The organism is Enterococcus sp. 3G6_DIV0642 (assembly GCF_002140635.1).
GTDB classification, from domain to species: domain Bacteria; phylum Bacillota; class Bacilli; order Lactobacillales; family Enterococcaceae; genus Enterococcus_D; species Enterococcus_D casseliflavus.
This window is the reverse complement of the sequence record NZ_NGLH01000001.1, coordinates 1599942-1614993: the sequence shown is the minus strand read 5'-3', so window position 1 is coordinate 1614993 and position 15052 is coordinate 1599942. Positions and strand designations below refer to the sequence as shown.

Annotated in this window: 12 protein-coding genes; 4 read left to right on the top strand and 8 right to left on the bottom strand. The window is 42.7% G+C overall.

Features of this window, described 5'->3' with window-relative positions; translation table 11 throughout:
* Nucleotides 1–81: 81 nt before the first annotated feature.
* Nucleotides 82–2898 (bottom strand): excinuclease ABC subunit UvrA, encoded by a 2817-nt coding sequence (uvrA, locus tag A5878_RS07690; protein ID WP_005225949.1) that lies wholly within the window; start codon nucleotides 2896–2898, stop codon nucleotides 82–84.
* A gap of 13 nt (nucleotides 2899–2911) precedes the next feature.
* Nucleotides 2912–4903 carry an excinuclease ABC subunit UvrB gene (uvrB, locus tag A5878_RS07685; protein ID WP_008382187.1) on the bottom strand — a complete coding sequence of 664 codons (1992 nt, stop codon included), beginning with the start codon at nucleotides 4901–4903 and terminating at the stop codon, nucleotides 2912–2914.
* A gap of 270 nt (nucleotides 4904–5173) precedes the next feature.
* Between uvrB and A5878_RS07680 the strand changes: the two genes are divergently transcribed.
* On the top strand, nucleotides 5174–7327 hold the full coding sequence (locus A5878_RS07680; protein ID WP_010748161.1) for an amino acid ABC transporter substrate-binding protein/permease: 2154 nt from the start codon (nucleotides 5174–5176) through the stop codon (nucleotides 7325–7327).
* 1 nt (nucleotide 7328) lies between these two features.
* Nucleotides 7329–8066 (top strand): amino acid ABC transporter ATP-binding protein, encoded by a 738-nt coding sequence (locus A5878_RS07675; RefSeq protein WP_005225946.1) that lies wholly within the window; start codon nucleotides 7329–7331, stop codon nucleotides 8064–8066.
* 48 nt (nucleotides 8067–8114) lie between these two features.
* Here the strand turns inward: A5878_RS07675 and A5878_RS07670 are convergent, their stop codons facing one another.
* Nucleotides 8115–8354, bottom strand: coding sequence for a hypothetical protein (locus A5878_RS07670; protein WP_015509602.1), 240 nt, complete (start codon nucleotides 8352–8354; stop codon nucleotides 8115–8117).
* A gap of 388 nt (nucleotides 8355–8742) precedes the next feature.
* Here A5878_RS07670 and A5878_RS07665 point away from each other — a divergent pair, with 388 nt between their 5' ends.
* Nucleotides 8743–9282 (top strand): hypothetical protein, encoded by a 540-nt coding sequence (locus A5878_RS07665; protein ID WP_086295232.1) that lies wholly within the window; start codon nucleotides 8743–8745, stop codon nucleotides 9280–9282.
* Between the two features lie 105 nt (nucleotides 9283–9387).
* Complete coding sequence (locus tag A5878_RS07660; protein WP_086295230.1) at nucleotides 9388–10143, top strand: Tat pathway signal sequence domain protein; 756 nt, start codon at nucleotides 9388–9390, stop codon at nucleotides 10141–10143.
* A gap of 95 nt (nucleotides 10144–10238) precedes the next feature.
* Here the strand turns inward: A5878_RS07660 and A5878_RS07655 are convergent, their stop codons facing one another.
* The 5 genes from A5878_RS07655 to A5878_RS07635 form a co-directional block, all read right to left on the bottom strand.
* Entirely contained in the window at nucleotides 10239–10694 is a 456-nt protein-coding gene (locus A5878_RS07655) for an S-ribosylhomocysteine lyase (protein WP_008382180.1), read from the bottom strand.
* A 12-nt stretch (nucleotides 10695–10706) separates the two neighbouring features.
* Nucleotides 10707–11351, bottom strand: a complete 645-nt coding sequence (locus A5878_RS07650) for a class I SAM-dependent methyltransferase (RefSeq protein ID WP_086295228.1) — start codon at nucleotides 11349–11351, stop codon at nucleotides 10707–10709.
* Between the two features lie 2 nt (nucleotides 11352–11353).
* Entirely contained in the window at nucleotides 11354–12499 is a 1146-nt protein-coding gene (locus A5878_RS07645; protein ID WP_086295226.1) for a cystathionine gamma-synthase, read from the bottom strand.
* The gene (locus A5878_RS07640) at nucleotides 12489–13454 is read right to left on the bottom strand and encodes a PLP-dependent cysteine synthase family protein (protein ID WP_086295224.1); all 966 of its coding nucleotides are present in this window, start codon (nucleotides 13452–13454) and stop codon (nucleotides 12489–12491) included. Before A5878_RS07640 ends, A5878_RS07645 begins: the two co-directional genes overlap by 11 nt.
* Before the next feature lie 409 nt (nucleotides 13455–13863).
* Nucleotides 13864–14964 carry a glycerol dehydrogenase gene (locus A5878_RS07635; RefSeq protein ID WP_074536419.1) on the bottom strand — a complete coding sequence of 367 codons (1101 nt, stop codon included), beginning with the start codon at nucleotides 14962–14964 and terminating at the stop codon, nucleotides 13864–13866.
* Between the last annotated feature and the right edge of the window lie 88 nt (nucleotides 14965–15052).

The following is a 15052-nucleotide window of genomic DNA, read 5'->3' as shown; positions in this document are numbered from 1 at the left end:
TTTGCAGATATTTCACGCTTCCTTAAACTTTAGCGAAACCTATTGACAGACAAGTAAAAAAGTGAGTGCTCTTTTCCTTGCTTAAAGGACTTTTTTCAAATAATGACCGGTGTAACTTTCTGAAACCGCAGCAATTTCTTCTGGTGTACCAGTTGCAATGATCGTTCCACCGCCTTCGCCACCTTCTGGACCTAGATCAATCACATGGTCCGCTGATTTGATGACATCCAAGTTGTGTTCGATCACTAAAACGGTATTGCCAGCGTCGACAAATCGTTCCAAAACTTTCAACAAACGGGCAATATCATCCGTATGCAGACCAGTCGTCGGTTCATCTAAGATATAAAAACTCTTGCCATTGGAATTTTTGTGCAGTTCACTGGCAAGCTTCATCCGTTGCGCTTCCCCACCAGACAAAGTAGTCGCTGGTTGTCCCATCGTGACATAACCTAGACCGACATCGACGATCGTTTGCAATTTTCGATGGATTTTAGGAATATGTTGGAAAAATTCCACTGCATCTTCCACAGTCATATCTAAGATTTCCGAAATATTTTTTCCTTTGTAATGAACTTCTAACGTTTCTGAGTTATAACGTTTGCCATGACAAACCTCACAAGGTACGTAGACATCAGGCAAGAAGTGCATCTCGATCTTGATGATTCCGTCCCCTTTACATGCTTCACAGCGTCCACCTTTTACATTAAAACTAAAGCGGCCTTTTTTATAACCACGGACTTTCGCCTCATTGGTTTTAGCAAATAAATCGCGAATGTCATCAAAGACACTGGTATACGTTGCTGGATTGCTTCGAGGCGTCCGACCGATAGGGCTTTGATCGATATCGATCAATTTCTCAATAGCTTCATAACCAGTAATGGTTTTAAAGCGACCAGGCTTGTTCGAATTCCGATTGATTTTTTGCGCCAAGGCTTTTTTCAAAATTTCGTTGACTAATGTCGATTTACCAGAGCCAGAGACCCCAGTAACGGCGACGAACTTTCCTAATGGAAAATCGACCGAAATGTTTTTCAAGTTATTCTCAGAAGCACCGGTCACACGAATCTTTTCACCATTGCCTTTGCGGCGTTCCGTTGGTGTCGGGATTTGTCGTTTTCCTGATAAGTACTGACCTGTTAAGGAAGACGCATTGGCTGCGACTTCATCAGGAGTGCCTGCAGCGACGATCTCGCCACCTGCGTGTCCTGCACCTGGACCGACATCGATCAAGTAGTCCGCTGCCCGCATCGTGTCCTCGTCATGCTCAACGACGATCAGGGTATTCCCAAGATCACGCATTTTCCGCAATGAATCTAGTAAACGATCGTTATCCCGTTGGTGAAGACCGATCGATGGCTCATCAAGAATGTAAAGCACCCCAGACAAATTGGAGCCGATTTGTGTTGCCAAACGAATCCGTTGCGCTTCCCCACCAGAGAGTGTGCCTGATGCACGACTCAAGGTCAAATAGTCCAATCCGACATTTTTCAAGAAGCTTAAACGATCATCGACTTCTTTCACGATCGGACGTGCGATCATTTGCTCTTGTTCCGAAAGTTTCAATTCTTCGACAAAGTTCAACGCATTGTTGATTGCCATCTCGCTCATTTCACCAATGTGTTTTCCGTTGACTTGCACGCACAGCGCTTGAGGATTCAAACGATAGCCATGACAAGTTTTACAAGTCAATTCCGTCATATACAAACGCATTTGATCACGGGTGAAATCAGAGTTGGTTTCATGATAACGGCGTTTGATATTTGGTAAGATTCCTTCAAAAGCGACCTCAACATCACGCACGCCACCGAAATCATTTTCATAATGGAAATGGAAAATTTCTCCATTCGAACCATTCAAAATAATGTCTTTGTGTTCTTCTGGCAGTTCTTCAAAGGGTGTGTCCATATCGATATTGAACTCTTGACAGGCTTGTTCCAGCATTTGCGGATAATACTGTGAACTGATTGGGTTCCAAGGTAATAGTGCACCTTCACGCAACGTTTTGCTTTGATCGGGAATCACTAGGTCGACATCGACTTCTAGCTTCACACCAAGACCATCACAGTCTGGACAAGCACCAAAAGGCGCATTGAATGAAAAGAGCCGTGGTTCTAATTCACCAACTGTAAAGCCACAATACGGACAAGAATAATGTTCACTGAAAAGCATCTCTTCTTGACCAATCACATCGACTACCGCATAGCCATCAGCTAAACGTAATGCTGCTTCAAAGGAATCAAACAGACGAGAACGGATGCCTTCCTTTACAACGATTCGGTCAATGATGATGGCAATATCATGCTTTTTATTTTTTTCTAATTCAGGCGCTTCAGAGACATCATAGACTTCGCCATCCACCCGCATCCGAACATAGCCTTCTCTTTGGATACGTTCGAAGACTTTTTTGTGCTGCCCTTTCTTTTGATAAACGATAGGTGCCAACAATTGGATCTTGGTGCGTTCTGGTAATGCCAAAACTTCATCCACCATCTGCTCAACCGACTGACTAGTAATCTCGATATGATCATTGGGACAGATTGGGTGACCGATTCTGGCGTAAAGAAGCCGCAGATAATCATTGATTTCAGTAACCGTCCCCACTGTTGATCGCGGGTTCTTACTGGTGGTTTTTTGATCGATAGAAATCGCTGGACTAAGTCCATCAATGCTATCTACGTCGGGTTTATCCATTTGCCCTAAAAACTGACGGGCATATGCCGATAGACTTTCGACATATCGGCGCTGTCCTTCGGCATACAACGTATCAAATGCTAAGGAGCTTTTCCCTGAACCCGAAAGACCAGTTACAACAACGAGCTGGTCTCTGGGAATCGTCACATCGATATTTTTTAAATTATGGGCCCGTGCCCCATGGATCACGATTTTATCATTTGCCATATTGTTTCTCCTTCTAATCAGCAGCTTTTAGCTCAAGAATAGTATCTCTCAAGGTAGCAGCCGTTTCAAAATCCAGTGCTTTCGCAGCATCTTTCATTTCTTTTTCTAATTTCAGCAACAAGGTTGCTTTTTCTTCACGACTCAGTTCTTCATAAGAAGTCGTGGTGTATTCGCCAGTTTCTTCCGCCACTTTCGTGATCGCGATCAGATCGCGAATCTCTTTGATGATGGTTTTCGGTACGATTCCATGTTCTTCGTTATAGGCTTCTTGAATACTTCGGCGTCGCGCTGTTTCGTCGATCGCTCGCTGCATCGAATCGGTCATTTTATCGGCGTACATGATTACTTTTCCTTCTGAGTTTCGAGCTGCTCGTCCGATGGTTTGGACTAATGAACGCTCACTGCGCAAGAATCCTTCCTTATCGGCATCAAGGATCGCAACCAGGGAAACTTCTGGGACGTCTAACCCTTCTCGCAGTAAGTTGATTCCGACCAGTACATCAAATTCACCGAGACGCAGGTCGCGAATGATCTCTGTTCGTTCCAATGTTTTGATGTCACTGTGCAAGTATTTGACTTTGATCCCTAATTCTTTAAAGTAATCCGTCAAATCTTCAGACATTTTTTTCGTCAAGGTCGTGACAAAGACCCGTTCATTTCGCTCGACTCGTTCATTGATTTCTCCTACGAGGTCGTCAATTTGACCCATGATCGGTCGTACTTCGATCACCGGATCTAACAGACCAGTCGGACGAATGATTTGTTGAACGACGGTATCGGTTTGATCGTATTCATATGGTCCAGGTGTTGCTGACACATAGACGATTTGATTGACATGCTTCTCAAATTCTTCCAAGCGTAACGGACGGTTGTCCAGTGCAGAAGGCAAACGGAAGCCATAATCCACTAACATTTGTTTTCTAGCACGGTCACCATTATACATCCCACGAACTTGGGGCATCGTTACGTGTGATTCGTCGATTACTAATAGAAAATCATCTGGGAAGAAATCCAATAACGTATAAGGCGGTTCGCCTTCTTTTCGTCCATCCATATGGCGAGAGTAGTTTTCGATTCCTGAGGTATACCCCATTTCTCGCATCATTTCAATATCATAGTTGGTTCGCTGCTCTAAACGCTGTGCTTCCAGCAGCTTGTTTTCTGCTCGCAAAACTTTCAGTCGTTCATCGAGTTCACTTTGGATCGAAGCGATCGCATGTTCCATATGGTCTTCATTGGTCACAAAGTGGGTTGCCGGAAAGATCGACACATGTTCGGTGTCACTCATGATCTCGCCCGTCAAGGCATCGACTTCACGAATCCGATCGATTTCATCGCCAAAAAACTCAATGCGTAACGCTCGCTCATCACGAGAAGCTGGGAAAATCTCCACAACATCGCCACGCACGCGAAAACGCCCCCGTTGAAAATCGATGTCGTTTCGTTCAAATTGGATCTCGATCAATTCTTTTAATAGTTGATCGCGAGACTTTTCCATCCCTACTCGTAAAGAAACAACCTGTCTGGCATACTCGATCGGCGAACCTAAACCGAAAATACAAGAGACAGAAGCTACAACGATCACATCGTTTCTCTCTAATAAAGAACTTGTCGCTGAGTGACGCAACTTATCGATTTCATCGTTGACACTAGAGTCTTTTTCGATGTATGTATCACTGGAAGGAACATACGCTTCTGGTTGATAGTAATCATAGTAACTGACAAAGTACTCGACCGCATTATTTGGGAAAAAGTCCTTAAACTCGCCATATAATTGTCCAGCCAGTGTTTTATTATGGGCAATGATCAATGTCGGTTTATTGACTTCCTTGATTAGATTAGAAATCGTATAAGTCTTACCGGTCCCAGTGGCTCCCAACAAAATCTGTGCTTTTTTTCCACCGACCACCCCGTCAACCAATTGATGGATCGCTTCTGGTTGATCCCCAGCTGGTTGATATTTTGATACTAAGTCAAATTCATGGGAAGTTGTTCTTTCGATCATCTTCATTCCCCCTCGATTATTCTAAACGACAACAAAAAAAGAAAAACTCGCTGCCGCTTTTCCATAAATAAGTATATCATAGCGAACATACTTTCGCCATCATTTGCTATGAAAGTTTCATGCGATTAAGCATAACTTAACATGTTTGATTTTCTAACATCTGATGTGAGGTTTAAGTAACTTTGTCATATTTTTAAAGAGAAAGACTTGTGTGTTGAAGAAAAAATCCATATAATCTATAAATACGTTATATCTAAAGGGGGAATTTTCTTGAAAAGAAAACACATGTCCTTCGCTTTAATCGCGCTGATTATCAGCATTTTTACGCTATCAGTAAAGTCAGCAAGTGCGGAGGAAACTACGTATAAGATAGGAACAGATTTAACATTTGCTCCTTTCGAATTCCAAAATGAAAATAATGAATACGTTGGGATCGATATAGATTTATTAAACGCGATCGCTGAAGATCAAGGTTTTGCGGTTGATTTACGTCCTTTAGGTTTTGACGCCTCCATTCAAGGCGTGCAATCAAATCAGTTAGATGGCATGATTGCTGGGATGAGCATCACTGATGAACGTAAAGAAACGTTTGATTTCTCAGATCCTTATTTTGATAGTGGGATTCAAATGGCGGTAGCTGCGGACAATGACAGCATTACTAGCTACGAAGATCTTGAGGGCGAAACGGTCGGTGCAAAGGTTGGTACCGAAAGTGCCCGCTTTTTAGAAGAAAATAAAGACCAATATGGCTACGACATCAAACTTTATGATGACGCTACTGGGTTGTATGGCGCTGTACGCAATGGTACTGTGGCAGCCGCTTTTGATGATTATCCAGTGCTTGGCTATGCCATCAACAACGGCGAACCGATGAAACTTGTCGGCGAACCTGAAAAAGGTGCTTCTTACGGATTCGCTGTCAGAAAAGGCCAAAATCAAGAACTACTTGAAAAATTCAATGCTGGTTTAGCCAACATGAAAGCTTCTGGCAAATACGACGAAATCGTCAATACTTACATCACAACGTCTGATTCAGATGCAGACACTAGTGAAATGGTGAAAGTCGAACCAAAGAAAGATGTTTACCGAATTGCCAGTGACTCCGCCTTCGCTCCATTTGAATTCCAAAATGAAGACAATGAGTATGTAGGGATCGATGTGGATTTAATGAACCGGGCCGCAGAATTGCAAGGGTTCAACATTGAATTCAATTTCATCGGTTTTTCAGGAGCTTTGCAAGCCTTGGATGGTAACCAAGCAGATGGGATGATCGCTGGGATGACGATCACTGATGAGCGTCGTCAATCCTATGACTTCTCTGACTCTTACTTTGAAAGCGGCATTCAGATCGCTGTAAAAGAAGGCAATGATTCCATCAATTCCTATGAAGATTTAGATGGAAAAACCGTTGGTGCGAAAGTGGGAACAGAAAGTGCAGACTTCTTGATCGCCAACGAAGAAAAATATGGCTATTCGATCAAATATTATGATGCAGCCGATCAATTATATGCAGCTGTTAACGGCGGACAAATCGATGCCATGATGGATGATTATCCAGTGATCGGTTATGCCATCAGCCAAGGTCAAAAACTAGTGACACCGATTGAAAAAGAATCTGGCGGTCAGTACGGTTTTGCGGTGAAAAAAGGCCAAAATCCTGAACTGATCCAAATGTTCAATGAAGCATTGAAAGAAATGAAACGGACTGGCGAGTACGATCAAATCATCAATAAATACATTGAAGATGGCTCTGCCACAGAAAAACGAGTGGATGAATCAACGATCACTGGTTTGATCAGCAACAACTATAACGTCTTATTAAAAGGTTTATGGAATACCCTTTTACTAGCATTGATTTCTTTTGCCTTAGCATTAGTGATCGGCATCATTTTTGGACTATTTAGTGTTGCTCCAATCAAAGCATTGCGGGTTTTTGCAGGGATCTATGTTGATATCATTCGTGGTATTCCTATGATGGTATTGGCTTTCTTCATCTTCTTCGGCCTTTCCGATGCCATTGGTATCACGATTCCCGACTTTGCAGCCGGGGTCATTACATTGACTTTAAATGCCAGTGCCTATATCGCTGAGATCGTCCGTGGCGGGATCAATGCGGTGCCAAAAGGTCAGATGGAAGCCTCTCGTAGTTTGGGGATGACCTACACTCGGACAATGCAGAAAATCATTTTACCGCAAGCGATCAAAATCATGATTCCATCTTTCGTTAACCAATTCGTTATCTCGTTGAAAGATACAACGATCATCTCGGTTATCGGAGTCGTAGAATTATTGCAAACTGGGAAAATCATCGTTGCTCGGACTACGCAAAGTACCTATGTTTACTTGATCATCGCGATTATTTACTTAGTCGTGATCACAGCTTTAACGAAACTTGCAAAAGTTTTAGAAAAGAAGGTGAAATAGCATGAAAGAAAAAATCTTAGTTGAAAATCTTGTGAAAAAATACGGCGACAATACCGTATTGAATAATATCAATGTTTCAATCGCTGAAGGAGAAGTCGTTTGTGTGATCGGTCCTTCAGGTTCTGGGAAATCGACGTTCTTACGCTGTTTGAACCGCTTAGAAGAACCAACCAGCGGCGATATTATCGTTGACGGCGCACATCTGATGGATAAAAACACCAATATCAATGCTGTTCGTCAACATATCGGCATGGTGTTTCAGCATTTCAATCTCTTCCCTCACTTGTCGGTTTTAGAAAATATCATTTTAGCACCGATGGATCTAAAAAATGCTTCTCGGCAAGAAGCGGAAAAGAACGCAATTCGTTTATTAGAAACGGTCGGTTTGGCAGATAAAAAAGACATGTACCCTGACAATCTGTCTGGAGGACAAAAACAACGGGTGGCGATCGCTAGAGCTTTAGCAATGAATCCCGATGTGATGTTGTTCGATGAACCAACCTCCGCACTCGATCCAGAAATGGTTGGCGATGTACTAAATGTTATGAAGGATTTGGCAAAACAAGGAATGACCATGGTGATCGTTACTCACGAGATGGGGTTTGCCAAAGAAGTAGCAAACCGTGTGATGTTTATTGACGGCGGGAACTTCTTGGAAGACGGTACACCTGAGCAAATCTTTACCAATCCTAAGCATGAGCGTACCAAAGACTTCTTAGACAAAGTATTGAATATTTAAAAAAGCCTCTGCAACAGTCCGACGAAGGAACTGTTGCAGAGGTTTTCTTTATTGTTTGTTCCGTTTCGTTTCATCTGCGATCCGCTTTTGATTTTCCCCCAAAAACACTTTTGTATCGATGGGGTTTGCTTTGTTCGCCCCGCCGATGCCAGTATCAACCATTTTCCCCCAGCCCTTCAACGGCTCTTTCCCCGCTGCACGAAGCTTGGCATTTTTTAACCGTAATGCCTGTTTTTTTGTTTCTTTTTTCGCTTGATGTTTTGCTTGCCAGTCCCTTAAGATCTTCATTCCCTCTTCCTCTCTTTTCTATTAAAACAATGCCACATTCAAATGCTCGAAAACATTCCCAACGATCTGTTTGCGTCAAATGTCCTTTGCCACTGAAGCCGTATTTTTTTATCTTGTAGTTGACTATAGTATATCACGTGAATTTCATAATCATCAGGAATAGAGACTAAATTTTATTAACACTATGAAATGCAATTTGAAATCGAGTAGTCAGATCAGGAGTGGCATGTTACACTTATTAAAGAACACTCCCTCCATAACTGCATAAGCTGTATAAATACATTGATTCTTTTGTTTAAACATCGGTTAGAACCCTTCTTATAAAAAACCAACCTTAAAATAACAACAAAAGAAAAATGCAGAAAATTACTTTGGAGGCATACATCGTATGAAAACCATCTATTTCTTTCCCTTACTGATTTTCCTTTCCTTATCACTCACAGGCTGTACCCTGATTGACGAACTCCTGGATGAAACGCGACAAAGCAGTTCTTCATTAGAAACAGCGGTGACTTCTCAATCATTGTCAATGGATTCGGAAGTTAGAAGCTCTTCCTCTACTGAAAAGCAAACAACGTCTACTACAATTGACATAAGCAGCTCTTCTGACAGCCTTGATCAACAGTCAGTAAGTACCGAAGAATCCACCTCTCACTTCTCCTATTGCGAGCAATTGCAGATTGGATTGCCACGACGTTGGAATAGAACCGTCACCAAAGATTTGCTCCACCAATTGCAAGAAGGAATGTCCTGCGATCAAGTTCTTGAGATCATGGGTGGACTGCCTTCTTGGCGACTGGCGGTTGTAGGTGTGGAATCTAATGCATGGATCAATTCCGATGGTGAGGCAATCATTGTCACTCTTATTAACCGAACCGTTTCTGATGTGGCCTGGCATGATCAGTTTTCTGAATCAGAAATTGAGTAATCCATTAAGCGATTTCTCGTAACTAAGATTGGCAAAATGCGTCATGAAATTCAAACACCTCTATTATCATGAGTCGCCTAAAAAACTTAGGAGTTGAAGGATAAAATGAAACTGAATCGTCCTATGAAAAAAATCCGGGAGCATCGCAGAAGAAGTCTTTTTCTTTGTTTGGGCATTAGTTGTTTTTTACTCGGAGCTGTCCTCTTCTACAGCGAAAATCAGCCAGCAGCTGCCTACGAGCAGTTTTTAGAGATCGATTATTTAACTGCTTTACTGGAAGAAAGACCTTCCCCTGAATCCATCAGCGATCTCGGCCTCGCTCTCATCAAACGTAGTGATCGGGTAAATCAAGAGCGCAGTGCCATTAACCGAAAGCGGCGCCGCGAAAATGTGATCGTCACGGAAGAGACTAGAAAAGTTTTTTCTCCCGATCAAGGAGCAATGGTTGATGAAGTAAGAAAAGTAACCACTCGTTTGCCTGATTCAGCCATTGATTTGTTATCAACGATGGCTGACAGCAGCGCTCTCGAGACAAAAAGAGTTCCTTTAGGTTCAAGGGACAAACTGTCCAAAATCAGCTTTGATTTTGACTCCGATAACGCGGGAAATGAACATTTATCTAGAATCACATTGGTTGATGTCCCAGAATTTTTCGGTATTGATTTCTCACAATTCGGGAAAGAGGATGATATTGAGGAGATCAAAGAGACATTGATCGAAAAGTATGGTTTAGATGCTCACATCAGAGACGTTAGCGCCATTCGGAGACTTTTCTTTTTTCATGAAGGATTTGAGTTTTACATTAGTCAAACCTATAATCCAAACGGAGTCGGCATCACTGTCCAAGCAGTAGAACCATAAACAAAAACTATCGAACCCCCATCTCTTTGCGGGTTTAACAAAAAAGGCGTCTGCGAATCCAAACGCAGGCACCTTTTTTCTACTTCTATTTTTATTTAGGCAAAAACGGTCGACCAATTGTCACGTTCATCAAGAAATTCTTGCGCTAATTTTTGCGCACCCTCTAAGGTATGGTTCGCCGCCCAACCGCATTGCACTTCATTGCTGGCAGGTACTTCAGTTGCTTGCAAAACGTCCTTCATGGTTTTTTCTAGGACGGTCAAAATCTCTTCATAATCGTCATGATTCAAGACAGTCAAATAAAAGCCGGTTTGGCAGCCCATTGGTGACCAGTCCACGATATAGTCCGCATGATTACGAATCAATTCTGCCGTCAAATGTTCTAGTGAGTGCAGACTTGCCATATCCATATGCGCTTGGTTCGGCTGCTTCAAACGGACATCATATTTGATGATAGTATCATTCGTTCCTTGTTTTTTATCGGCAACCCGTACATAAGGTGCTTTGACTTTCGTATGATCCAAATTAAAGCTTTCAACATTCATTTTCATTGTACTTCTCTCCTACTCTTTTTGTGCTTCCACAAGCCAAACATACTCATTGATTTGCTTAAAACGACTGGTAAACCCATGTTGGCGAAAGTATCGTTCGATATCCGCAATAACTGGATAGTACTCCCGTTGCAGATCAGCGGCTAGTCGCTGGTATCCAGCTTGCCGTGCTTCATCGATTCGTTCCATTTTGCGGGCTAGAGAAAGAAACATCGTATCCCCGAAAAGCACTTTCCCGCCTTTTGGCAGCATCGCCGCATATTTGCGGATTGCCCGTTGCTTTTCGTCCTCCGTAAGATGATGAAAAACATAGGTAGAAACGATCGTATCGATCACATCCGTGATCTCAGGAAAAACCTCCATATCACCATCTACAAAAGTCACTTTAGAAAGACTGGGTTTTGACTTGGCGATTCGCCGCATCTCTGGCGATGGCTCGATCGCCAGCACGTTTTTTCCTTGATTAAGCAGAGCTTGTGTTAGATTTCCAGTTCCACTACCAAATTCTACCACAGACTGCCCTGCTTTTTCAGCAATTTCAGCGAGTAACTGTTCATATTTGAAAAAAACCGCTCGATATTCTTCATCCTTGCCTGCAACTGTTTCATCGTACTCAGCTGCCCAGTCAGAAAAAATTGGAATAAATTCTCTCCCCATCACTAGCTACCTGCCTTTTCAAACGCTTGCTCTAAATCCGCCTGCAGATCCTCACCGTCTTCGATGCCGACCGACAACCGAATCAAGCCATCTTTGATCCCAGATTGCTCACGAATTTCTTTAGGGATCGAGGCATGGGTCATCACGGCTGGCACTTCTACCAAGCTTTCCACGCCACCTAAACTTTCCGCTAAAGTAAAAATCTTTAATGATTCAACAAATTCTGCTGTTTTCGATTCGTCGTTTAGTTCAAAAGATATCATACCGCTATACCCAGACATCTGTGATTTGGCGATTTCATGTCCTTCATGGGCAATCAATCCTGGATAATACACGTTTGCGACAGCTTGATGTGCTTGTAAGTAGTGGGCAATTTTCATCGCGTTTTTTTGATGTGCTTCCATCCGCAAAGCAAGTGTTTTGATGCTTCGTTGGATCAACCAGCTATCATGAGGCCCCAATACACCACCAATGGCGTTTTGTAAAAAAGCAATTCTTTCGGCGATTTGTGGCTCTTTGGCAACTGCTAACCCAGCTACTACATCACTGTGTCCACCGAGATACTTGGTAGCACTGTGAATCACAATATCTGCGCCTAATTGTAGCGGCTTTTGAAAGTAAGGGGTCGCAAAGGTATTATCCACGATCGTCAAAATGTCCTGTTTTTTAGCTAGTTGGGCAACGATTGCGATGTCCGTGATCTTCAATAATGGATTAGTCGGTGTTTCCAGAAAGATCGCTTTGGTTTCTGGAAGGATGGCTGCTTCAACGGCAGCTAGATCATTTGTTTTGACAAGTGAATAAGTCAACCCGCTTTTTTCTAATACTTGATGGAGCAAACGAAACGTCCCGCCATATACATCATCCCCTAAAATGACATGATCTCCAGTCTGAAACAGCGAGAAGACCGCATGGGTGGCTGCTAATCCAGAGGCAAAAGCAAACCCATGGGCGCCTTCTTCCAGATCCGCAATCAATTCTTCTAAGGCAAATCGAGTTGGATTGCCTGAACGACTGTATTCATATTGCTTTGGCTGACCAAGAGCATTTTGCCGATAGGTTGATGTTTGGTAAATTGGCACACTAACAGCACCAGTCATTTCGTCTTCGCTGATACCACCGTGGATTACTTTTGTATTAAAATGCATGGTTTACTCCTCCTATGAATGGGGTGATTGCTGATTCACCCGCATAAATCTGTTTTGATAGATAGCGATCGCCTCCATCTGGAAAGACGGTAATGATCGAGCTTCCAGTTGGTAATTCGAGGCTTTCTTTTACTGCTGCTGCCATCGCCGCTCCACTTGAACTTCCAACAAGCAAACCATAGTTTCTTGCCAAGTAACGAGTAAAAGCAAAGCCTTCCGCATCACTGATCGTATAAATTTGATCAATAAGCAAATCGTCAAAAAATTGTGGAATGAACTCAACACCGATCCCTTCAATCTCATGTCCATGGGCAGGCCCGCCATTTAAGATCGATCCTTCTGGTTCAACGACAGCAAGTCGAGTGCTTGATTTTTGCTTCTTTAAGTATGTTGCGACACCCGCGAAGGTCCCCCCGCTGCCAGCTCCAGCAACAAAGCTGTCAATTTTTCCAGATAACTCCTGAAAGATCTCTGGGCCTAAGGTTGCTTGGTAGGCTGCAGGATTGTTTTGATTGTGAAATTGCATTGGCATATAACTATTTGGTAGCTGTTTTGCTATTTCCTTTGCTTTTTCAATCGCCCCTTGAATGCCTGCTTCAGTGGGCGTATGAACGATGGTCCCGCCCAACGCTTCAATCAGTTGCTGCTTTTCAAGGCTAAATTTTTCAGGAATGACAAAAATCATTTTTAAGCCATACTCGATTCCAGCTAAAGCTAAACCAATACCAGTATTTCCCGCTGTCGGTTCGATAACGGTTGTCTCATGATCGATCACATGCTCGCGAAACGCTTCATCGATCAAATACTTTCCTAAGCGGTCCTTGATACTTCCACCAGGATTTAAATACTCAAGTTTCGCATAGATGGTACTTCCCTTTTTGCCGCCAAATGCTGCGGCATCAAATTCAAAGAATGGGGTGTGCCCAATCAATGCTTTTATATTATTAACGATCATCGCTCGACTCCTCGCTCAACTTTGTTTGGCACAACTCATATGCTTCATGTACTCATTTTCATTTGCAATCATCAGCCGTCGCCAATGAAAGCGGTAAAAAACAGCAAACAAAAAGGGGTACTGACTATTACATCAGTACCCCAAAAAAATGTCGTCTTATCCGGATAGAAGTGAATCACTAAAGAAACTTCAGCGATCTTCTGCGACAAAGGAACTAATAATAGGCATGACAAATCGGTATGCTGCTTTTTGCACCATACAACAACAACAGGTAGTTTGTGTGTTGACGTTTGTCATGTCTTGTTCCCTCCTTTAATTTGCTTGTTATCAAAATAGCACGACTCTTTTTTATTGTCAAACGTTTTTTGAAATCACCGAGCACACATTGATGATCTTTAATAAAATAACATCATAGAGGATAGTAAGCACTCACATAGGCATCCACGGCTTTGATCGCTGCTGCAACATCTTCTGCAGAAACCGGAAATGGCATATTGTGGATCGTTTCCCCTTCGATGGTTGCTTGCTCGCCAATTTTTAATAGGTCTGCATCGCTGGCTTCCGCAAGATGCATGTCGGATAATGTCGTCGGTAATTCTAATGCCTGATACAATTCTATATATTGGTCGAGCTCTTCAGGATCTGCATTTTCCAGCATCAATTGAGCGAGTGTTCCGTAAGCAACCTTCTCACCATGGGTCAGATCATGAACGTCTCCTTCAAGGGCTGTCAAACCATTATGAATCGCATGAGCTGCTGCCAGACCTGCACTTTCAAAGCCTAATCCACTAAGCAAAGTGTTGGCTTCCACGATTTGTTCAAAAGCTTCGGTAACGACTTGTTTTTTATTCGCTTGATAGGCTTTTAAGGCATTCTCAAAAAGGATCTCTTCGCATTTTTCAGCGATCGCCATGCTGGCAATTGGTTGCACCCCGCCGACCATATTTTTACTATGGCTTCGAGCAACAGCACGTGCCTCGACATAGGTTGCGAGTGCATCCGCAATACCAGCGGCTAGCAATTTGGCAGGCGCTTTGGCAATCACAGCGGTATCCACTAAGACAAGTTCAGGATTTTTGTTATAAAAACGATACTTTTCAAAACGACCTTCATCAGTATAAATAACAGAAAGTGCCGAAGTTGGTGCATCAGTGGAGGCAATCGTTGGCAAAACAGCAATCGGTATTTTCAATTCATCCGCAACAGCTTTCCCAGTATCGATGGCTTTCCCACCACCTAATGCGGCAATCACTTCGATTGATTCACTTTTGGCTTTAGAGACGATACGATCGATTTCATTTGCAGAAGCTTCTCCACCAAAAATTTCTTTTACCGGATCTAACTCGGCTGCTTTCAGGTTCTCAAATAGTTCTTCACCGGCAATTTTCCAAACAGTTTCATCGGTCAAAAGAAGCACTTTCTTTCCTAAATCTTTGATATGGGATAACCCATGCTTCAAGACCCCTTTTCCTTGAACGTATCGTGACGGACTCGCAAATATTCTTTCCATTGTATCTCCTCCTTTAATTGGTCTACTTTTATTGTGACACACTAAGCAAGCGATTTCAAAGGAAAAGAAAAAAAGATGGCTAAGAAGA